General features: G+C 45.9%; 22 protein-coding genes. 19 read left to right on the top strand and 3 right to left on the bottom strand.

The window, feature by feature from the left end:
• Window positions 1-13: 13 nt before the first annotated feature.
• The 9 genes from mnmG (at window position 14) to ACIFQN_RS07120 (ending at window position 9,940) form a co-directional block, all read left to right on the top strand.
• Complete coding sequence (mnmG, locus tag ACIFQN_RS07080) at window positions 14-1,915, top strand: tRNA uridine-5-carboxymethylaminomethyl(34) synthesis enzyme MnmG (RefSeq protein ID WP_429832332.1); 1,902 nt, start codon at window positions 14-16, stop codon at window positions 1,913-1,915.
• Window positions 1,916-1,927: 12 nt separating this feature from the next.
• Window positions 1,928-2,644, top strand: a complete 717-nt coding sequence (rsmG, locus tag ACIFQN_RS07085) for a 16S rRNA (guanine(527)-N(7))-methyltransferase RsmG (protein ID WP_429832333.1) — start codon at window positions 1,928-1,930, stop codon at window positions 2,642-2,644.
• A 336-nt stretch (window positions 2,645-2,980) separates the two neighbouring features.
• Complete coding sequence (locus tag ACIFQN_RS07090) at window positions 2,981-3,541, top strand: MgtC/SapB family protein (protein ID WP_429832334.1); 561 nt, start codon at window positions 2,981-2,983, stop codon at window positions 3,539-3,541.
• Window positions 3,542-4,285: 744 nt separating this feature from the next.
• Window positions 4,286-5,140 (top strand): nucleoid occlusion protein, encoded by an 855-nt coding sequence (noc, locus tag ACIFQN_RS07095; protein ID WP_429832335.1) that lies wholly within the window; start codon window positions 4,286-4,288, stop codon window positions 5,138-5,140.
• Window positions 5,141-5,865: 725 nt separating this feature from the next.
• Window positions 5,866-6,624: a ParA family protein gene (locus ACIFQN_RS07100; RefSeq protein ID WP_429832337.1), complete on the top strand. Its 759-nt coding sequence runs from the start codon at window positions 5,866-5,868 to the stop codon at window positions 6,622-6,624.
• On the top strand, window positions 6,621-7,466 hold the full coding sequence (locus tag ACIFQN_RS07105) for a ParB/RepB/Spo0J family partition protein (RefSeq protein WP_429832338.1): 846 nt from the start codon (window positions 6,621-6,623) through the stop codon (window positions 7,464-7,466). Before ACIFQN_RS07100 ends, ACIFQN_RS07105 begins: the two co-directional genes overlap by 4 nt.
• 15 nt (window positions 7,467-7,481) lie before the next feature.
• The gene (locus ACIFQN_RS07110; RefSeq protein WP_429832339.1) at window positions 7,482-8,636 is read left to right on the top strand and encodes an aminotransferase class V-fold PLP-dependent enzyme; all 1,155 of its coding nucleotides are present in this window, start codon (window positions 7,482-7,484) and stop codon (window positions 8,634-8,636) included.
• A gap of 23 nt (window positions 8,637-8,659) precedes the next feature.
• Window positions 8,660-9,376, top strand: a complete 717-nt coding sequence (locus tag ACIFQN_RS07115; RefSeq protein ID WP_429832340.1) for a DUF554 domain-containing protein — start codon at window positions 8,660-8,662, stop codon at window positions 9,374-9,376.
• Window positions 9,377-9,694: 318 nt separating this feature from the next.
• Window positions 9,695-9,940 carry a diacylglycerol kinase family protein gene (locus tag ACIFQN_RS07120; RefSeq protein WP_429832341.1) on the top strand — a complete coding sequence of 82 codons (246 nt, stop codon included), beginning with the start codon at window positions 9,695-9,697 and terminating at the stop codon, window positions 9,938-9,940.
• A gap of 40 nt (window positions 9,941-9,980) precedes the next feature.
• Here ACIFQN_RS07120 and yyaC read toward each other — a convergent pair whose 3' ends face one another.
• Window positions 9,981-10,586 (bottom strand): spore protease YyaC, encoded by a 606-nt coding sequence (gene yyaC, locus ACIFQN_RS07125; protein WP_429832428.1) that lies wholly within the window; start codon window positions 10,584-10,586, stop codon window positions 9,981-9,983.
• 328 nt (window positions 10,587-10,914) lie between these two features.
• Here yyaC and ACIFQN_RS07130 point away from each other — a divergent pair, with 328 nt between their 5' ends.
• The 4 genes from ACIFQN_RS07130 (at window position 10,915) to ACIFQN_RS07145 (ending at window position 13,188) form a co-directional block, all read left to right on the top strand.
• Window positions 10,915-11,196 (top strand): DUF3343 domain-containing protein, encoded by a 282-nt coding sequence (locus ACIFQN_RS07130; protein WP_429832342.1) that lies wholly within the window; start codon window positions 10,915-10,917, stop codon window positions 11,194-11,196.
• A complete protein-coding gene (locus ACIFQN_RS07135) occupies window positions 11,193-12,068 on the top strand; it encodes a mechanosensitive ion channel family protein (protein WP_429832343.1) in 876 nt (291 codons plus the stop codon). Before ACIFQN_RS07130 ends, ACIFQN_RS07135 begins: the two co-directional genes overlap by 4 nt.
• Before the next feature lie 21 nt (window positions 12,069-12,089).
• Entirely contained in the window at window positions 12,090-12,299 is a 210-nt protein-coding gene (locus ACIFQN_RS07140) for a DUF951 domain-containing protein (RefSeq protein WP_429832344.1), read from the top strand.
• 106 nt (window positions 12,300-12,405) lie between these two features.
• Window positions 12,406-13,188: an Ig-like domain-containing protein gene (locus tag ACIFQN_RS07145; protein ID WP_429832345.1), complete on the top strand. Its 783-nt coding sequence runs from the start codon at window positions 12,406-12,408 to the stop codon at window positions 13,186-13,188.
• 212 nt (window positions 13,189-13,400) lie between these two features.
• Here ACIFQN_RS07145 and ACIFQN_RS07150 read toward each other — a convergent pair whose 3' ends face one another.
• Window positions 13,401-13,487, bottom strand: a complete 87-nt coding sequence (locus ACIFQN_RS07150) for a YjcZ family sporulation protein (protein WP_429832429.1) — start codon at window positions 13,485-13,487, stop codon at window positions 13,401-13,403.
• 359 nt (window positions 13,488-13,846) lie between these two features.
• Between ACIFQN_RS07150 and pepF the strand changes: the two genes are divergently transcribed.
• Window positions 13,847-15,760, top strand: coding sequence for an oligoendopeptidase F (pepF, locus tag ACIFQN_RS07155; RefSeq protein ID WP_429832346.1), 1,914 nt, complete (start codon window positions 13,847-13,849; stop codon window positions 15,758-15,760).
• Window positions 15,761-15,827: 67 nt separating this feature from the next.
• Here pepF and ACIFQN_RS07160 read toward each other — a convergent pair whose 3' ends face one another.
• Entirely contained in the window at window positions 15,828-16,451 is a 624-nt protein-coding gene (locus ACIFQN_RS07160; protein WP_429832347.1) for an NAD(P)-dependent oxidoreductase, read from the bottom strand.
• 224 nt (window positions 16,452-16,675) lie between these two features.
• Between ACIFQN_RS07160 and ychF the strand changes: the two genes are divergently transcribed.
• The 5 genes from ychF to ACIFQN_RS07185 all read left to right on the top strand — a co-directional run bounded on the left by ychF (window position 16,676) and on the right by ACIFQN_RS07185 (window position 20,065).
• Window positions 16,676-17,776 (top strand): redox-regulated ATPase YchF, encoded by a 1,101-nt coding sequence (gene ychF / locus ACIFQN_RS07165; protein ID WP_429832348.1) that lies wholly within the window; start codon window positions 16,676-16,678, stop codon window positions 17,774-17,776.
• Between the two features lie 143 nt (window positions 17,777-17,919).
• Window positions 17,920-18,207 carry a 30S ribosomal protein S6 gene (gene rpsF / locus ACIFQN_RS07170; RefSeq protein ID WP_429832349.1) on the top strand — a complete coding sequence of 96 codons (288 nt, stop codon included), beginning with the start codon at window positions 17,920-17,922 and terminating at the stop codon, window positions 18,205-18,207.
• A 29-nt stretch (window positions 18,208-18,236) separates the two neighbouring features.
• The gene (locus ACIFQN_RS07175; RefSeq protein WP_429832350.1) at window positions 18,237-18,725 is read left to right on the top strand and encodes a single-stranded DNA-binding protein; all 489 of its coding nucleotides are present in this window, start codon (window positions 18,237-18,239) and stop codon (window positions 18,723-18,725) included.
• A gap of 41 nt (window positions 18,726-18,766) precedes the next feature.
• The gene (gene rpsR / locus ACIFQN_RS07180; RefSeq protein WP_049740480.1) at window positions 18,767-18,997 is read left to right on the top strand and encodes a 30S ribosomal protein S18; all 231 of its coding nucleotides are present in this window, start codon (window positions 18,767-18,769) and stop codon (window positions 18,995-18,997) included.
• A 159-nt stretch (window positions 18,998-19,156) separates the two neighbouring features.
• Entirely contained in the window at window positions 19,157-20,065 is a 909-nt protein-coding gene (locus ACIFQN_RS07185; RefSeq protein WP_429832351.1) for a DUF2232 domain-containing protein, read from the top strand.
• Window positions 20,066-20,067 lie beyond the last annotated feature (2 nt).

A 20,067-nucleotide genomic window follows, 5' to 3' on the forward strand; every position in this document is an offset into this window, starting at 1 on the left:
AGGAGGAGAAAAAATGAATGTTGTACCTACGTATGAAGCCGGCTCATTTGACGTCATCGTGATTGGGGCTGGTCATGCGGGTTGTGAAGCGGCATTGGCAGCAGCACGGATGGGTTGTAATACGCTGCTGTTGACCATCAATCTGGATGCAGTTGCGTTTATGCCTTGCAACCCATCCGTCGGTGGTCCGGCAAAAGGTCATGTCGTAAGAGAATTGGATGCGCTTGGCGGAGAAATGGGACGCAATACGGACAAAACCCATATCCAAATGCGGATGCTGAATACAGGAAAAGGACCGGCTGTGCATGCTTTGCGCGCTCAGGCAGACAAGTTTGCTTATCAGCATGAAATGAAAAAGACGATTGAAAACACACCAAACCTGATCCTGCGTCAGGCTATGGTAGAAGAATTGATCGTGAACGATGGAGTATGTGAAGGTGTGCTCACCCAAACCGGAGCACGCTACCAAGCCAAATCGGTCGTTTTGACTACAGGAACGTACCTGCGCGGGAAAATTATTTTAGGTGACTTGCAGTATGAAAGCGGCCCGAACAACATGCGTCCGTCGATTCGATTAGCGTTTCATTTAAAAGAGCTTGGGTTTGAAATGACTCGTTTCAAAACAGGAACTCCACCGCGCATTCACAAGCACAGTGTTGATTTCTCTAAAATGGAGATTCAACCAGGTGATGAGGTTCCACGCGCATTTTCTTATGAAACGACTGAATTTATTACTGACCAGCTTCCTTGCTGGCTGACGTATACAAACGAAGATACGCATGGACTGATTACAAGTAATCTTCATCGTGCGCCGATGTATTCAGGCATGATCGAAGGTACGGGCCCACGTTATTGCCCGTCGATTGAGGATAAGGTAGTACGCTTCAACGATAAGCCGCGTCATCAGATCTTCCTGGAGCCAGAAGGCCGCAATACGGAAGAAATGTACGTGCAAGGCTTGTCTACCAGCTTGCCTGAGGATGTACAGCTATCCATGCTGCGATCCATGACTGGTATGGAAGAAGTAAAAATGATGCGTCCGGGCTATGCGATCGAATACGATGCCGTCGTACCTACACAGTTATGGCCGTCATTGGAAACAAAACTGCTGCCAGGGCTCTTCACTGCAGGACAAATTAACGGTACTTCGGGATACGAAGAGGCAGCAGCCCAAGGATTAATGGCAGGAATCAATGCAGCTCGTCGCGTTCAGGACAAACCGGCGGTCATTTTGGGAAGAGAAGAGGCGTATATCGGCGTTTTGATCGACGATCTGGTGACCAAAGGAACACATGAGCCTTATCGTTTGCTTACTTCCCGTGCTGAATATCGCTTGCTTTTGCGTCATGACAATGCGGATTTGCGTCTCACAGATATCGGCCACGAAATTGGCTTGATCAGCGAAGAGCGGTACCAACGTTTTGACCAAAAACGTGCATTGATTGAGCAAGAAAAGGAACGCGTAATGAATACACGTGTACGTCCTGACATGACACAGGTGCAAGAAGTGCTGCGCGCTGCGGGCTCACCAGAATTAACAGAAGTAATCGAGCTCTCTCAACTATTGCGCCGACCAGAAATAAACTATAGCCACATCATGCAAATGGTGCCTGCACCAGAGCCTTTGCCAGAGGATGTAATCGAACAGGTAGAGATCCAGATTAAGTATGATGGATACATCCGCAAATCACTGCAGCAGGTAGAACGGATGAAAAAGATGGAGGAACGCCGAATTCCTGATAACATCGACTATCACAAGATTTCGGGTATGTCCAAGGAATCTCGCGAAAATATGACCCGAATTCGCCCGTTGAACATTGGTCAAGCAGCGCGTATCTCCGGAGTTACTCCTGCAGACATTTCCGTGTTGATGGTGTACTTGGAGCAGTATAATCGCGTGGGAGCAGCGGAGTAAGGAGAAGAGCACATGAACAAAGAACAATTTGCCGAGGCTCTTGCAGCCCAGGGCATTACCTTAACGGATCGGCAGAAAGAGCAGTTTGACCAGTTTTTTCGTTTACTCGTGGAATGGAATGAGAAGATGAATTTGACCGGGATTACGGAAGAGGGGCAAGTGTACATTAAGCATTTCTACGATTCCATCACGCCAGCTTTTTATTTTCCGTTTGATCAGGTGCAAACCGTTGTGGATATCGGTGGAGGTGCGGGCTTCCCTAGTATCCCGTTGAAAATTTGCTTTCCCCATTTGAAAATGACGATTATTGATTCTCTCAACAAGCGCATGAACTTCTTGCAGCATGTTGCGGATGAGCTGGGCTTGGAAAACGTTTATCCGGTGCACGGGCGGGCTGAGGATCGTGGACAGGAACCCGCCTATCGTGAAAGCTATCAATTGGTTGTGGCACGTGCTGTAGCCCGTTTAAATCTGCTGTCGGAGTTTTGCTTGCCTTTTGCACAAGTAGGCGGCCATTTCATCGCTCTGAAGGGCGCGGAGATTACTCCTGAACTGAATGAAGCGAAAAAAGCAATCAAAACGCTAGGCGGAAAGACTCGGAAAGTAGAGACATTCCATCTGCTGGAGGATGCAGGGGAACGAAACGTCGTAATCATGGAAAAGGTAGAAGCAACCCCGAAAAATTATCCGCGAAAAGCGGGTGTTCCTGCCAAAAAACCGCTTCTGTAAGTGCAAGATAAAAGAAGAAGGTCGTAGCCAAGCTTGTCTGGTGCTGCGATCTTTTTTTAACGTGCAAGAAAGTTTAAGCGCTTCACCGTATGAAAGCAACATGGCTTAAACTTTCTGGAACGCATAACAAAGTGCCTCAGCGTCCGCATCCAGCATTACTTCGGTAAAACCTTCCGCTAAAACGCGGTCGCTCCTCCTTGAAGAGGCCTCGATAGAGGTTTTTTTATTTGTGATCGTCTTGAGCCGAATTCCCCAGGGCATGTGGTTATTATGATCTGCATATACATACAAGTAACTTTTCAAACGAAAATGCTTGTCTGAGAGGATGATGCAAGCATGGAAACAGCGCTCGCCCTATTTTTTCCACCGGAGTTACCAACCATCTTATTGCGATTATTTCTAGCGTTTTTAGCGGGGGCAATTATGGGATGGGAACGAGAGCGATTTTTTAAAGATGTCAATCGGCAGAGAGGGGCAGGATTCCGTACTTACAGTCTTGTCTGTTTCGGATCTTGCTTGTTTGGATTAGCATCTATTTATGGCTTTTCATCCAGCGGGGTCAATCATGATCCCGGTAGGGTAGCTGCTCAGGTTGTGACCGGCATGGGCTTTTTGGGTGCTGGGGCGATCATTAAATGTAACGGAACAGTGAAAGGTTTGACGACTGCGGCAGGTATGTGGGTAGCGTCTGCTATTGGCTTGATGTTTAGTGCAGGAATGTATATCACAGCAATCGTAGCTGCGTTTTTTGCATATTTAACATTAGATTTTCATCGCTTGTTCCCACAGCTTTTTCATGTCACCAAGATTTCACATCCGTCTGATGAAAGCATAGGGGAAGAAGAGAGGCCGAAACAGCGTGGTCAAGCGGTTTTCTATGACGATGATCACGATTGATGTTTCACGTGAAACGTTTTTCAGTAGCAGGAATTGGGCGAATCTTGCAGAATTACATATAGATACAGAACCAGAAAATAAGTGAATAGGGAAGCAGGATTGGGTCGAAGGGAATTTTACAATCTGACAACATGGGCAAAAGCAAGTTGTAGCATGTATTTTTGTAGGGCTAGGGGACCTTTTGTTCGGGAACAGTTCAAATGATTCTGTGGTATCACGTAAACGTCTGGATCTAGTACTAGAATCGCAGGTATTCCTACTTTGTCTTTGGCATGTTCCGTTTGCCAAATGGTCTAAAAAACAGTGCCCACCAGTTTCAAGGGGGTTGAGGGACTTTAAACGAAGTGAGTCGTCGAGATTCAACTGAGTATGAGTCACGTGGAAACTTCCGACAAAGTGGGGAACAGAGAAGGTTTGCTGATTTTTTGGTGCTGAGATGTCAAACAAAGCGAGGGTACGAAAGAAGTCCTTTGGTAGTAAGGGGGAGGACAAGCTGTGATGCACCTAATTAGGTGAGTAAGGCACTTGTTTCAATTCCATGGTCCTAGTGTACACGCATAGTAGCCTTCTTGTTTTAGAAATGGAACACCCTTTTGACAATGGTTGATGAAAAGTCGATGCAGACAAACAAGCTTCAAAAAAGATTCTGTCATGTGTTGGGCAGGGCCTTTTTCTGTTTGATTGGAAAAACAACAATTGCGTAAGAATAGCATGGATGGAACGGGTAGAAGTGGGGGATTTTCTATGGCAGTTAAAGATTCATTTTCTCGGATATTCGGGTTGACCGACAAGACAGACAACGAAGAGATCAGACAGATACCGGTGGAGGAGATCGTACCTAATCCTTATCAGCCTCGCACGGTATTTGACGACGAGAAAATTGATGAGTTGTGTCAAACCATTCGGACTCATGGATTAATTCAACCGATCGTTGTACGGATGAGAGATGGTCATTATGAATTAATTGCTGGAGAACGACGTTTGCGTGCAACAAAAAAATTGGGCATGGAGCGGATTCCTGCAATCGTTAAAGATTTTAATGACGCACAAACAGCCTCTATCGCGCTAATCGAAAATTTGCAGCGTGAAGGGTTGACTGCGATAGAAGAGGCAATAGCCTATCAAAAATTGATTGATTTGCACAATTTGACGCAGGAGAGCCTCGCGCAACGATTGGGCAAAGGACAATCTACGATCGCCAACAAACTGCGATTGCTTCATTTGCCGCAGGAAATTCAAGATGCTTTGTTAGCCCGCCAAGTGACGGAGCGCCATGCGAGAGCGTTGATTCCGTTAAAGGATCCTGAATTGCAAATGAAGGTTCTCGTAGAGATACTGGATCGCGAATGGAACGTTAAGCAGACAGAAGTGCGCGTCAAACAGCTTTTGGAGGCAGCGGACAATCCTAAAAAGGAAAAGGAACAAAAGCCGCGCTGGAAGGCATTCTCCAGAGATGCACGGATTGCAATCAATACGGTACGCCAATCGATCGATATGGTGATCCAAACGGGTTTGACTGTAGAAACCGATGAAGAGGATCATGATGAATTTTATCAATTCACCATTCGTATCCCGAAGAATAAAGAGGCTGGAAAATAGATACGGTATATCCACTTGTTTTTACTTCAAAGTGGGACCATTCTTTAGAATTTTTATACTTTCCGAAGTAGAAAAGAGGCGACAAGGTCGCCTTTCTTTTTGGGCAAAAGTAGCTTGTTCACTGATACTGATAGATCAAATGGCAGTGTTAACTGTTAGCAAAGGTAGGATCGGCCTCATGATATACGAAGTGTGTGATGACGGTTTATATAGAACACATTTCCTTTTCGCTAGCAAAAGGAGTAGCAATATTTGGGGCTTATCACCTGCTTAGCCTATGAGAAAAGGGACATCTGCATCTTTTTCGGACAAAAACGAAGGGCAAATTGGCTCTTTATCAAAAAAACAGCGTACGAGCAACCAACAAATCTGGTAACATGGGTAATACCGAGAAAAAAACCTTATTCGAAACAGTGGTTGCTTTTCCGCCAGTCTGATATGGCCGGTTTTTAGCGGATAGCACAGTTTAGGTACTTCATAGTCCGAAAAGGTTTTTGCTTACATTTTCAGGAACGCATAACGAAGTGCCACACATGACAAATCATGTGTGGGCTGCTAAAAAAGTCTGCATCTATAATTACTTTTGCATAGTAGTCGATTGTTATAGCCGGTTACGAGCTAGGTACATGCAATCAGTTACGGTTTTTTGGAAAGTGAGGAGCGGTAAGAGTCGGTTATGATGACGCTCTCAAACTTTCCTACACGAAAAAAATGAGGTGGAGAAGTTGGGTAAAATCATTGCGGTTGCGAACCAGAAAGGCGGCGTCGGGAAGACGACTACGTCCGTCAATCTAAGTGCTTGTCTGGCCGCATTGGGGAAAAAGGTGCTGCTGGTGGATATTGATCCACAGGGGAACGCAACCAGCGGAATCGGGGTTAACAAAGCCGATGTGCGGTACTGCATTTATGATGTACTGATTAATGACATCAGCCCCGTCGATGCCACTTTGCCTACTGACATCGAAGGATTGATGATTATTCCTGCAACCATACAACTGGCAGGTGCCGAGATAGAGCTTGTTCCTACAATTTCCCGTGAGGTTCGTTTGAAAAAAGCTCTGGAAGTGGTTAAGGACAAGTATGATTACGTGATTATTGACTGCCCGCCATCTTTGGGCATTTTGACTGTAAATTCATTGACAGCTTCCGATTCTGTCCTAATACCGATCCAGTGTGAGTATTATGCGCTGGAGGGATTAAGCCAATTGCTAAATACGATTCGACTGGTGCAAAAACACCTCAATTCACAGTTAGCGATTGAAGGTGTAGTATTGACAATGCTAGATGCAAGGACGAATCTGGGGATACAAGTCATTGAAGAAGTGAAAAAGTACTTTCAAGAGAAAGTATACAAGACGATCATTCCACGCAATGTTCGTCTGAGTGAAGCACCGTCACACGGACAAGCCATTATTACGTACGATCCCCGCTCAAGAGGTGCGGAAGTCTATACTGATTTGGCGAAGGAAGTGGTAGGGGTATGAGCAGAGGTTTGGGAAAAGGGCTGAATGCACTAATTACGTCCAATCTCATCGAGGAAGGGGAACAGGTAAAAGAAGTTTCCGTAAATGAGATCCGTCCCAACCCGTATCAGCCCCGCAAAGAATTCGAACAATCAGCCATTGATGAATTAGCAGCGTCCATTAAGGAACACGGGATTATCCAACCTCTGATTGTACGGAAAAGCATTAAGGGGTATGAACTAGTAGCGGGAGAAAGACGGTTACGAGCTGCGAAAGTGACAGGGTTGAAACAGGTTCCAGTCGTGGTCAAAGCTTATACGGATCAGCAATTGATGGAGATCGCCCTGATTGAGAATCTGCAACGGGAAAATCTCAATCCACTTGAAGAAGCAGAAGCCTACGAAAAGCTGATTGCGCATCATGAATATACCCAAGAGCAGCTTGCCAAACGGATTGGAAAGAGTAGACCACATGTAGCAAATATGTTGCGGTTACTCCAATTGCCAGAGGGGCTTCGCCAAATGGTATCGTCAGCAGATTTGTCGATGGGTCATGCTCGCGCCCTGCTGACTGTCAATGAGGAAAAGGTACAGCAGCAATTAGCAAAAGATGTCGTAGATAAAGGACTAAGTGTCCGTCAATTGGAAGAACTGGTGAAACAACTAAATGTTTCACGTGAAACAAAGAAGAAAAAGACAACGAAAAACGAGCCGATATTGATCGCTATGGAAGAGCGGCTGCGCAGCCGTTTTGGAACATCGGTCAAAATCAAAAAAGGGACAAAACGAGGCAAAATCGAAATCGACTTCTATTCACAGGAAGACTTGCAACGAATTATAGATATATTAAATGCGGAGAAATGAGCCTAGGAGGTAGTCATGGCGATCATCTATTTGGATAACGCAGCTTCTACCTGGCCAAAGCCGCCTGCGGTCAAGGAAATGATGGCTGAGGTCATTGAAGATTATGCCGCCAATCCTGGCAGAGGCGGGCATACGTTGGCGATGAAAGCGAGTAAAGCTGTGTTTCGTACACGGGTGCAGTTATCGCGGTTGTTTGGGATTCAAAACCCGAATAACCTCTTTTTTTATCTAAATGCCACACAGGCGCTTAATCAGGCGATCAAAGGATTCTTGAAGGCCGGAGATCATGTGATTTCTTCCTCAGTAGAACATAATTCCGTGAGACGTCCCATTGAGTATATGCGCCGAACCAGTCAAGTTGAGGCAACGTTTATAGAGCCGAGAAGCAATCATCATTTCCATCTGGAAGACTTTGAAAAAGCAATTCAGCCCAATACGCGTCTGTTGGTCGTCAGTCACGCTTCAAATTTGACGGGGGTCATTTTACCAGTCGAGGAATTAGGCAAGCTGGCAAAAGAACGAGGAATTACGTTTTTAGTAGATGCATCACAGTCAGCTGGTGTATTGCCAATCGATGTAGAAGAGATGCATATCGACATGCTTGCTTTCCCGGGGCATAAAGGCTTGTATGGACCTCAAGGAACGGGTGGTCTCTACGTTCATAATGACATTGACCTAGAGCCATTAATTCATGGCGGGACAGGGAGTCAGTCAGAGGCGATCGAACAGCCGACAACAAGACCTGATCGTTACGAGAGCGGTACCGTAAATACTGTCGGATTGGCTGGATTACAGGCTGGTGTCGCTTTTGTCATGGAAAAAGGCGTGGACAACATTCGTCAACACGAATGGGAATTGGTAAAACAAACGATTCTTAAGTTACAGGAGATACCAGGAGTGATTGTGTATGGACCAGGTGTCGAAACAAAGCGAGTAGGAGTCGTTGCATTTAATATCGGCGAAGTGGATGCTTCAGAGGTTTCGTTTATCCTCGATCAGCAATACGGAATCGCCACCAGATCGGGTTATCATTGTACGCCACTTGGCCATCAAACAGCAGGTACAGATCAGCGAGGAGCCGTTCGCGCCAGCTTCGGTATTTTTAATTCAGACAAAGACGTAGAGGCGCTTATTAACGCGGTTCAAGAAATATCATCTGCGTTCGTGTAGGGCATCTGTAGGAGGAAACATACGTGATCTTGTTGGGAACCCTGGTCAATGCGGCTGCCATCGTGGCTGGTTCCTTGTTAGGATGTCTTTTGACCCGTATACCAGAGTCAATACGTCAAACTGTCATGCAAGGGATTGGCTTAGCCGTCATCGTGCTCGGCATCAAAATGAGCTTGGGCTCGGACAACTTTTTACTGGTAATTGTGAGTATCGTATTGGGTGCGATTCTAGGAGAGGTAATGGGAATCGAAAAACGCCTCAATCAGCTCGGTCAGTGGTTGGAAAGAAAGCTGGGCGGGGGCAAAGAAGGGGGCATTGCCAACGGATTTGTAACTGCTACTCTGGTTTACTGCATTGGCGCCATGGGTGTATTAGGTGCGATGGATAGTGGACTGCGTAACAATCACGATATTTTATTTACAAAGGCTTTAATTGATGGATTTTCAGCCATTATTTTCACTTCCACGTTGGGGATTGGCGTGTTGTTCTCGGCGATTCCCGTGTTTTTGTACCAAGGATTGATAGCGATGTTATCTACACAAATCTACAGTGTTGTGAGCGAAACGATGCTGGATGCGATGTTGGTGGAACTAACAGCTGTTGGTGGCTTGATGATTATTGCAATTGGGATCAATGTCCTAGAAATAAAGAAAATAAACGTAGCAAACATGCTGCCAGCATTACTTATTGCCGCACTAGGTGTTCCGTTCATGGAGTGGTTTTCCAAGCTGTTTTCATAACGAACTTGAAGGCTCTTTCAAATGGAAAGAGTTCTTTTTTTTGCAAAGAAAAGTGGAGCAGCAGGGAAAATGGTATGGAAAGGTAACGTGTTCAATTCTAGAAATTGTGGCTGTTAAAGAAAAAAATCACATGCGATAATAAACCGGATAGCATGGAAAAGCGAGCCGGTGCCAGAGTAACGATGATTCTTTTTATCGTCAATCTCGAATCGGGAAATAACAAAGGGAGAAAAGTCTGGAATCGCTCAGAGCGGGCGCTAAAGGGGCAAAGAACGCATGATCATGTCAGGAAGACTATCTGGGGCGGGAGGCTCGAAAATGAACAAAAGAGCTCATGCAAAAAGAGGGAGTAAAAAAATCATTGCAGTAGGTGGCGACGGTACCGTTCATGAAGTGAGCAATGGAGTTCAGCAATCAGGTCAAGATTGTATATTTGGACTGGTGGCAGCAGGTGCTGGTAACATTATACGCGTAGGCATGGCTGTCGGACGACCCGTGACAGGTATTGAAGTAAATACTCGAAAAAAAGACCTGTTTCCTGAAAAAGAAGGAAAACAAGTCTAAGTGAGTATGCTGCTGTTTTGAAAAATCACTCGCAATCCCATTAGTCATGAAGGACACTGTCTAATTTGCTTTGTGTGGAAGCCAGCATAGCTGCTTTTGATAGCCCGGAAGCGATAATTTCTGCCATGTTCATGACAACAGCAAGACGCGTATTCTGAAGCACAAAATACTCCATGAAGCCACCGACATTGACGATACCTGTAATATGGAAGGTACCAACGGGAGGAAGCTCCTTCTTCACACCAGCACCCGGCTTCAGCGGACCATTGATGACATTAATGTTGCCTACATGGCTAAACTGCCCCAGACAGGCATCAATCGCAATAATCGTGGATTGGGAATGCGAGTCTTGAATGAATTCGAGTTTGTCTTTTAAATTCATGGCATGAACCGGATCGTCCAACGTTCCATATACGTGCAAATTTCGGATTGTTTTCGTTTGCAGCTTTGTTCCTACCAGAGGGCCGAGAGCATCGCCTGTAGAACGGTCTGTCCCAATACACACAATGACAATGTCATCTTCAAACGGTGTTAAACGAAAGCGTTGCGCAAGGTGCCTGGCCAGATGGTTGTCTGCGTTTTCACTACGGTATTCCACTTTAAAAGGTGGCAAAAAACATTCTTTGCTATTACCAAATGTATTCATGGCTACCTCCACTCTTGCGGTCTTGATTACTGAATCAGAAAGTATAAACTTCTTCGTACCTGCTTCCTGGTTCAGCAAGAATAATCTTCTGCTAAAACGCGGTCGCTCATCCATGAGCAGGCCTCGATAGAGGTTTTCTTCAAAGATGTAAAGAGTATTCACAGTATAGTACCGAAGAGTCATTTTTATACCAGCTAATGGGAAGGTTACGGAAGTTTTGAAAAATCAGCGAAACTAGCAAGAGCAAAGTTGAACAGGTACAATAAGGGGAGAAGCAAGTCAGGTGCCATGCAAACCAAAATGGACATACCAAAAAGGAGGGAGATGAATGGGGGGAAAGACCGTACTGATCGCGTTTGACTCCACACAGCAAGCCTTGCGAGCAGAAATGCTTTTGGAGTACGCGGATATAGACATAGACACAAGACCGACGCCAAAAGAGATAACGGCAGGCTGTGCGCTTTCCATTGAGTTTCCAATGCCAGATTACTCACAAGCCAAAACAATCATGGAAGAACAACAAGTGGTCGTACGCGGCTATTTTCGGCAGTTTTCTGATTTTTATCGAGAAATTGACGAGGATGGGAACCAAAAGGAGCGGAAGGAATGAAGAAAGAAAGCTTTTTTGAAACCATCTATGCCCAGGTGTATGGATATGTAACCGACGCCGACATGTGGGTAAACATAGGGATGGTTGTATTAAAAATTGCGGCGATTATCCTGATTTCGCGAATCGTGGTGTCTGTGGTGCAAGCCGCAGTCAACCGGATATTTCAGCATCGCCAAGGAAGCAAGCTGCAGATAGACCAACGGCGCGTGGATACGATGCGCGTCCTAGTTAATAACGTCGTACGTTACACACTGTACTTTTTAGCGATTCTGATGATCTTGCAGCTTTTGGGGATCGACTTAAAGCCAGTTCTGGTGAGCGCAGGCGTACTCGGGTTGGCAGTTGGCTTTGGCGCGCAAAGTCTGGTTCGAGATATTATTACCGGATTCTTTATTATATTTGAAGATCAGTTTGCTGTCGGAGATGTTGTAACCATCAACAATTTGACGGGAACGGTACAAGAGATAGGTTTGCGGATTACTCGGGTACGCAGTTGGACAGGGGAGGTACATATTTTCCCCAACGGCATCATTACACAAGTGACTAACTTTTCTTTGCAGAATACGCTTGCTGTCGTAGATGTGTCCGTTGCCTATGAAGAAAATTTGAATCAGGTCGAGCTGGTGTTAAAGGAAGTTTTGCAGTTAGCAAAAACAGAGCTGACAGATATCGTAGCGGATCCGCAGATTTTGGGTGTGCATGCTTTGGGACCATCGGAGGTCATTTTGCGGGTTACGGCTGAATGCAAGCCAAATACGCACCACGGGGTTAATCGTAATTTGCGAGCGATGATCAGAACCGAATTTACCAAGCGTGGTATCCAGATACCATATCCCAAAATTGTCGCTATGCCAGGAAAAGGACAAGCATAACTCAGGGGGGAAAAAGAGAGAATGGAACGGAAGCTATTTGGGCTGGGGGATGTCGTTCAGATGAAGAAGCCGCACCCCTGCGGTACGAATGCGTGGAAAGTAATCCGTATGGGCATGGACGTGCGCATCAAATGCACGGGTTGTGAGCATAGCGTGATGATTCCGCGTCTGGAATTTGAACGGAAACTGAAAAAAATATTGATTCGGGCAGAGGAAGAGCCAGAATCTTGATCAGAAAGATTTTTTGAACTACCCGTCTGTCTTTTCCTACAATGCCTGTAATGGCCAATGAACCCGCGATAAAGTGGGGCTTTGCCGAAACTACAGGAGGTGTACGATGAAGAGGATGGGTAACAGGTGGTTGCATTTCATTTGTGTGCTAGGTCTTTTACTACTGATGACACAGTCTGCATGGGCAAAAGGGGAGAGTGACTGGGGAGTCAAGGTAACACCCACGGACAAAACAGCTCAGATCGACCCTGAAGCCGTCATTACGCTGTCTTTTTCCCAGCAAATCAAGCTGGCGAACAGTAAGGAAATGACCGACAAAACATTGTTATCTGTAGTGCAGCTGACAGATGCCAAGAAAAAGCGAGTCCCGTTCACGGCAAAATGGAACAAGACAAACAGAACAATAACGGTGGATCCTGTAGGAAATATGGAAGCAGGTCAATCATATAAAGTGACTCTGCTAGAAAAAAAGCTGAAGGATGCAAAGGGCCAGTTAAATCCTGAGGTAAGCAGCACATTCGCAACAAAAAATCCTGTGGATAATATCGCTCCAAAAGCGGTGATACTGCCGGGAGACGGAGCGAAACAAGTGAAGCTTCAAGACAAAGTAACGCTTCAATTTGCAGAAGAAGTTTTTCTGACGGATGGAAACATTCTGTCCAGTAAAACAGTGGCGACCCTAGTACGAATCACAGATGCCAAAGGCTCGCAGGTTTCACATACTGTTACGTGGAACAAAAGTAAGCGAACCGTAACGATAAAGCCGAAAGGGGGAGCCTGGCTTCCTCATACGAGCTATCAGGTAAGCGTGATCGCGGGCCAGCTAAAAGACGCGGCAGGCAACGTGAATCCATCACAATCGTCACGTTTTGCTACAGGGGCTAAATAAAGGTGAAAAAGGATGAGCCAATGAAGGCGCATCCTTTTTTTGTACAATCAGATATATCTCCCGGTTGAAAGTACAGATGTCATTATTGATGTCATTACTGATCATTCCACACCGGCTATACGGCCTGTAAATGATCTATGTGTGGTGGTGAAGGTAAGGCTGCATTTTCGTGCAAGCTTACCTTCAGATAGGCCAGGATCGCAGCGGGAAGCTTAGTCACATTCACAACCTACGATAACGAGAAGGATGAAGAGAACCAAAATCAGCGCGAAATCGTCGAAGCCGTTAAAGATACCCACTTGCTAACACCTCCTACCCTAGTTTCAATATTCATGCTATGTCGGAATGGGAAAAGAGGTATGGGCGGATGTCCCGGTTCGAAGGAAAATAAGTTATACACAAGCTATCCACAGAAAATGTGGACAACTTTTCTGACAAAAAGGGTTTGTGGATAGTTCGATTGGGGATGAAAAGAGGAAAAACGATAAGTTATCCACAGGTTTATCCACAAAAGCGATAATTCTCTGGATAAATTAACTGTTCTTAATAAATATTTAAAATATTTTTATTAATAAGAAGGAGTTTCGTCTATATATCACGTAATTACATTATCTAGAAATTGGAAAAGATAAAGAAGACGAAAAGGGGCGATTGAGATTTGAAAAAGCGAGCGTTTGCATCAATCACGGCTCTAGCCATTGCGTTAACCACCGTATCGGTTCCCTTTATTCCGTACAGTACGTCAGCAGTAGCATTTGCAGCGGAAAAAGCACCTGACTACAAAACACGAGCAGAAATACCTGACCAGTACAAATGGAAGCTGAATCATATTTATCCATCTGTGCAGGAATGGGAAAAAGACGTGGCCAAAGTAGAAGCGATGGCGAATGCATTTACCAAGCATCAAGGCAAACTGGGTAAATCCGCAGATGCGTTGGTAAAGGCTTTTGAAGACTACATCGATATGATGCGTATCAATGATAAAGCGTACGTATACGCGAACATGTCACTGGATGTGAACTCCGCCAATTCGGATCTGCAAAAGCTGGCAGACCGTGCAGAAAAAATGTACACACTGGTCTCAGAAAAAACCGCTTGGGTTCAGCCTGAAATTGTTACGATTCCTGATGGAAAAATGAAGAGCTTGCTTGCCGACAAGAGGGTGGCGCCTTATAAGCTGTTTTTAGAGGACATGCTGCGGACTAAACCACATTCTCTGTCTAAAGAGATGGAGGAACTCTTGGCTAAATCATCACCACTGGGCAACTCCGCAACTAATATATACGGTATGCTTTCAAAAGACGTGAGATTTCCCAAAATCAAGGATGAGAGTGGCAAGGAAGTACAGCTTACCCGCGCCAACTTCATTTCCTATATGGAAAGCAAGGATCAGCGCGTGAGAAAAGATGCGTTCAAGGCATACTACAGCGCATTGATTGATTTCCAAGATTCTTTTGCCCAAACCTTGGCTGCAAAAATTAAGGGAGACAACTTCTATGCAGATGCACGTAATTACAAGTCTGCACTGGAGGCAAGTTTGACACCGAACAATATCCCGACCAAGGTATACGATGAACTGATTGACACTGTGAACGATAACCTGCCGCTTTTGCACCGCTACATTTCCTTGAAAAAGAAAATGCTTGGCGTAAACGAGCTGCACATGTACGACATTTATGTACCTATTGTGCCGTCCGATGACAAGTACATTTCCTTTGACGAAGGGAAAAAGATTGTCGTAGACGGGCTGCAGGCTATGGGAGACGAATATGTAAAAGTGCTGGCGGACGGCTTGGATGCCGGCTGGGTCGATGTCTACTCAACCGATGACAAACGGACCGGGGCGTATCAATGGGGAGCGTATGACACACATCCATACGTATTGTTAAACCATCAGGGAACGCTCGATGACGTTTATACGATCGCGCACGAGATGGGACATGCTATGCAATCGTACTACACCAATAAAAATCAGCCGTACATTTCGTCTAATTACCCGACGTTTACCGCAGAAGTGGCTTCCACTATGAATGAAACGCTTCTTTTCAAGAACATGTACGCGCAGGCGAAAACGAAGGAAGAAAAAATGTATCTCCTGAATCATTATCTGGAGAATTTCCGCTCGACCTTGTTCCGGCAGACACAGTTCGCTGAGTTTGAAAAGGCGATCCATGATAAGGAGCAGGCAGGGGAATCCCTCAATGCGGAAGCAATCAAGAAGATTTACCTGGACATCAACAAAAAATATTACGGCAAAGACATGGTTTCTGATGATGAGATTGCGATGGAATGGGCGCGTGTATCTCACTTCTTCAACTATCAGTACTACGTCTATCAATACTCGACGAGCTTTGCCGCGTCACAGGCGCTTGCCAAGCAAATCATGGATGAAGGTCAACCGGCTGTAGATCGCATTCGCACCAACTTCCTGGAGGCGGGCAACTCCGCGCCGCCAATCGAGGTGTTGAAAGCGGCTGGAGTAGATATGTCCACGTCCAAGCCAATCGAGCAGGCTATGGAGATTTTTGAGGAAACATTAAACGAGCTGGAAAAGCTGGTAAACGAGAAGTAGGACTCAGACTGTAAAAAGGCTCCCTTTCACTTGGAGAGGGAGCCTTTGGCGTGCCTGACTAGTCAAATTAATACGCGATGCCGACCCGAGTCCGTACATAATCCAGGCTGGCGAGTTGTTGATAGGTACATGCAGCGGTATCCGGAACTGAAATTTGGGCGCCACCTTCGGGCAGGTAATCAGCTTCTACCCGGAAGGTGCCAGTATAGATGCCGTCCGGTAAGTAGGTGGGACAAACAATTGTCCACGCAAGGCCTGACCCCGCGAGCAATTCGTACGCTTTGTGATGTTCTTCGGCAGCGCGAGTCAATTTTTGTTTTGATTCACTGGATTGATAGCGGAGGAGCTCAGGAGAGATTCTGCTTTTCAGGATGCCGGCTGTACCTACCGTAATGATCCGTGGGACGCCCTCTTGCTTCATTGCTTCAATTATAATGGGCGTTCCTTTTGACAAGGTTGTGGTTCCATCCGTATTCAGAGCACTGATGACGGCATCCATACCACGCATAGCAGCAGCCACATCGCTTTTTTCCAGAACATTTCCGGTCAAAACGCGAAGGTTTTCAGCTAGTACATGTGAAAGCTTATCCGGAGAACGGACGAGTACCGTCACTTCATGGCCATCTTCAAGTGCATGGGTGAGGACATGGCTGCCTACACGACCAGTTGCACCGAGCAGTAAGAGCTTCATTACATAGTCACCTCATGAAAAATGATCCGAATTAGATACTGCCATCCAGTCTAGCATTTCTTTTTTTGTCCCACCAGCTTGATTTATGCTTGAAAAAACACATCGAAGCAGCTTGAAAGCCCCTGTTCGGGACTCATGGTTACCACAAGGAGACAATTGTATTCTTAAAACCAAATCTATATACTTAGTAGGATGTCATGATGTTGATAAGGGAGTGTATATAGATGGGTGCATCTTGTGGGATTGTAGGTCTTCCCAATGTAGGCAAGTCGACTTTGTTTAACGCGATTACGCAAGCGGGTGCAGAATCGGCGAACTATCCGTTCTGTACGATAGATCCGAACGTGGGAATCGTTGAGGTACCAGATCCGCGTCTGGAAAAGCTGACAGAAATTGTAGTTCCAAACAAAGTAGTTCCGACTGCGTTTGAATTTGTAGATATTGCTGGACTGGTAAAAGGGGCGAGCAAGGGAGAGGGTCTGGGTAACCAATTCCTCGGCCACATCCGTGAAGTAGACGCGATTGCACACGTGGTTCGCTGCTTCGAGGATGAAAATATTACCCACGTATCGGGCCGCGTAGACCCTTTGAGCGATATCGAAACAATCAACCTGGAGCTGATCTTTGCCGACCTGGATTCCGTAGAGCGTCGGATTGACCGTATCGCCCGCAAGGTGAAATCCGGTGACAAAGAGTCCAAGCAGGAGCTGGATGTTTTGGAGCGCCTGAAAGCTGCTTTTGAAGAGGGCGAAGCAGCACGCAGCGTTGAACTGGATGACGACGAGCGCAAATGGATTCGCGATTTGCATCTTTTGACCATCAAGCCGATGCTGTACGTATGCAACGTAGCAGAAAACGGAATCCACGATGCAGACAGCAATCCGCATGTGATTGCCGTACGCGCGCACGCAGCTAACGAAGGTGCTCAGGTAGTTGTCATCAGTGCGAAGGTAGAGGCAGAAATCGCTGAGCTCGATGGCGAAGACAAAGAGATGTTCCTCGAGGAGCTGGGTCTTTCCGAGTCTGGACTTGATCGTTTGATTCGTGCTGCTTACGAGTTGCTAGGATTGGTTACCTACTTCACTGCTGGTGTACAGGAAGTTCGCGCATGGACAATCCGACAAGGGATGAAGGCTCCAGGAGCAGCAGGTGTCATTCATACAGACTTTGAGCGTGGCTTCATTCGCGCCGAAGTAATTGCTTACAATGATCTGGTAGATGCTGGGTCCGTTGCAGCAGCCCGCGAGCGCGGAAAGTACCGTCTTGAAGGGAAAGAGTACGTAGTAGCAGATGGAGATGTTATGCATTTCCGTTTCAATGTCTAGAACGAAAATCTTGCTTCGAGAGAGTCGCTTTGCTATAATACGATAATGCGAGTATTTATGGAGTGCATGTTTTGTGCGTTTCGTTTTAAAGCACTCGCTCCTTGCCCAATAGGGCCGCAAAGTCCATAAGGAGGTGAAAAGGTATGCGTCAATACGAAGTAATGTATGTATTGCGTCCAGACCTTGAAGAAGAGAAAGTGAAATCCAATGTAGCTCGTTACAGCGATGTTGTGACCAACTACGGTGGCGAAATCACTAAGCTTCAAGAAATGGGTAAACGCCGTCTTGCGTACGAAATCAATAAGTTCCGTGAAGGTTATTACGTTTTGATGAACTTCAAAGCGAAATCCGATGCAGTAGCGGAAGCTGAGCGTCTGATGAAAATCAATGACGATGTAATCCGCTTTATGTTCGTTCGTGATGAGAAGTAATCATTGTCGCGATCAGAGGGGGAACCAAGATGAATAAAGTCATTCTCATCGGCAACCTGACGAAAGATCCTGAACTTCGCTACACGCCTAATGGCGTTGCCGTTGCTACTTTTACCGTGGCTATCAATCGTCCCCGCACCAATCAAGCGGGCGAGAGAGAAACCGATTTCATTAATATTGTCGCTTGGCAAAAACTCGCCGATCTTTGTGCAAGCTATTTGCGCAAAGGTAGACAAGCAGCCATCGAGGGACGTATGCAAACGCGCTCCTACGATAATAAAGAAGGAAAAAAGGTATACGTAACGGAAGTCGTTGCGGAGAACGTTCAATTTTTGGGCGGTCGAGGCAATGATAACGGTGGAGATAATTCTGGATACGATCCAGGACCGGGCTTTAGCGGTGGTAATAAACCGTCCGGCCAGAGTGGCCAGAGAAACAACGACTTAGATCCGTTTGGGGATCCCTTCGCGAGTGCAGGCAAGCCGATCAACATTTCAGATGATGACTTGCCATTCTAAAAATCGTATAACTTTCACATTCCTAAGAAGGAGGGACTATTATGGCACGCAAAGGACGTCCTAATAAGCGTCGTAAAGTATGCTTCTTTAAAGTCAACAAAATCAAGCACATCGACTATAAAGATGTTGATTTGCTCAAAAAATTCATCAGCGAGCGTGGTAAAATCTTGCCACGTCGTGTGACTGGTACTTCCGCGAAGTATCAACGCGCACTGACAATCGCGATCAAGCGCTCCCGTCAAGTAGCGCTTCTGCCTTACACGACTGAATAATTCGCACAAGCTATAAAAAGGGGGACACAATTGCGTGGCCCTCTTTTTTCCATATTTATTATTCGGTAAAAAACGTCAAGACGTTTTTTCATAAAAGATTTGACCGCTCGCGGTCAACAAAACGGTCATGCCGTTTTGTTACTCAAATGAGGTGCGAACATGCCTTCAAAAACCAAGCAATTGGCCGAAAATGCTGTAATGCTGGGGATTGCCCTCGTACTGTTGTTTCTCGCCACATACACAGTGCTAGGCGTGCTAGTCATTGTCTTGATTCCTTTGCCGTTTTTATTATTGGCCATGAATCGGACTATGCCTAACATGGTATGGATCTCCCTTGCTTTTGCGTTTCTGGGGTGGATCGTCACTGGCCCTATCACCGCCATTCTTGCCCTCTTGTCGGCGATCTTAGGATCAGTCATGGGAATGACCTACACAAAAAAAGGGACGGCACTCCCTGCGATTGCAGCGGGAGCAGGTGTTATATTCCTCGGCATCGTTTTTATGCTAGCCTTTATGAATTTTGGCTTGCAGACCAGCTTTGACGCTGTCATGAAACAGGCTGCGAGTTTAAAACCGCCGTTCATGCCTCAAGAGCAGTATGATCAAGCCATGGAGCTCGGCAAGATGATTTTGCCAACAAGCATGGTCATTGTAAGCTTCCTATTTAGCATCATTGTCCATGGAGTGGCACGCCTGATCGGAAAAAGGTTACGTAGACCGGTGCCAGCATTAAAGCCAATCCGCGAATGGAACTTTCCGAGGTCGCTGCTGTACTACTATTTCATTGCAATGATCAGCATGCTGGTGTTTGGGCAGAGCATGCAGGGAACGTTTTGGGAAAGTGCGATTTTAAACGTAAAAGTAATGTTAGACGCTGTTTTTACTCTACAGGGTCTTAGTTTCTGTTTGTTTGCAGCGTATTTGTATGGATGGAAGAGATTGACTCCAGTGCTTGTTGTCTGTCTATTTATTTTTCCGCCTCTAGCCACTATACTGAGTCTAGTAGGGATATTTGACCTAGGTATTCGTTTGCGGGATAAATTGGAAACAAGAGTGAAGAGGGGCTGAGG

The organism is Brevibacillus sp. NRS-1366, assembly GCF_050467985.1.

Bases quoted from the DNA above. Each gene is read 5' to 3' on its own strand.
- ACIFQN_RS07145 (WP_429832345.1), top strand. From the start codon at position 12,406: ATGAAGAGGATGGGTAACAGGTGGTTGCATTTCATTTGTGTGCTAGGT.
- ACIFQN_RS07105 (WP_429832338.1), top strand. From the start codon at position 6,621: ATGAGCAGAGGTTTGGGAAAAGGGCTGAATGCACTAATTACGTCCAAT.
- ACIFQN_RS07110 (WP_429832339.1), top strand. From the start codon at position 7,482: ATGGCGATCATCTATTTGGATAACGCAGCTTCTACCTGGCCAAAGCCG.
- rpsF (WP_429832349.1), top strand. From the start codon at position 17,920: ATGCGTCAATACGAAGTAATGTATGTATTGCGTCCAGACCTTGAAGAA.
- ACIFQN_RS07175 (WP_429832350.1), top strand. From the start codon at position 18,237: ATGAATAAAGTCATTCTCATCGGCAACCTGACGAAAGATCCTGAACTT.
- yyaC (WP_429832428.1), bottom strand. From the start codon at position 10,586: ATGAATACATTTGGTAATAGCAAAGAATGTTTTTTGCCACCTTTTAAA.
- noc (WP_429832335.1), top strand. From the start codon at position 4,286: ATGGCAGTTAAAGATTCATTTTCTCGGATATTCGGGTTGACCGACAAG.
- ACIFQN_RS07120 (WP_429832341.1), top strand. From the start codon at position 9,695: ATGAACAAAAGAGCTCATGCAAAAAGAGGGAGTAAAAAAATCATTGCA.
- ychF (WP_429832348.1), top strand. From the start codon at position 16,676: ATGGGTGCATCTTGTGGGATTGTAGGTCTTCCCAATGTAGGCAAGTCG.
- ACIFQN_RS07090 (WP_429832334.1), top strand. From the start codon at position 2,981: ATGGAAACAGCGCTCGCCCTATTTTTTCCACCGGAGTTACCAACCATC.
- ACIFQN_RS07160 (WP_429832347.1), bottom strand. From the start codon at position 16,451: ATGAAGCTCTTACTGCTCGGTGCAACTGGTCGTGTAGGCAGCCATGTC.
- rpsR (WP_049740480.1), top strand. From the start codon at position 18,767: ATGGCACGCAAAGGACGTCCTAATAAGCGTCGTAAAGTATGCTTCTTT.
- mnmG (WP_429832332.1), top strand. From the start codon at position 14: ATGAATGTTGTACCTACGTATGAAGCCGGCTCATTTGACGTCATCGTG.
- ACIFQN_RS07140 (WP_429832344.1), top strand. From the start codon at position 12,090: ATGGAACGGAAGCTATTTGGGCTGGGGGATGTCGTTCAGATGAAGAAG.
- ACIFQN_RS07185 (WP_429832351.1), top strand. From the start codon at position 19,157: ATGCCTTCAAAAACCAAGCAATTGGCCGAAAATGCTGTAATGCTGGGG.
- ACIFQN_RS07135 (WP_429832343.1), top strand. From the start codon at position 11,193: ATGAAGAAAGAAAGCTTTTTTGAAACCATCTATGCCCAGGTGTATGGA.
- rsmG (WP_429832333.1), top strand. From the start codon at position 1,928: ATGAACAAAGAACAATTTGCCGAGGCTCTTGCAGCCCAGGGCATTACC.
- ACIFQN_RS07130 (WP_429832342.1), top strand. From the start codon at position 10,915: ATGGGGGGAAAGACCGTACTGATCGCGTTTGACTCCACACAGCAAGCC.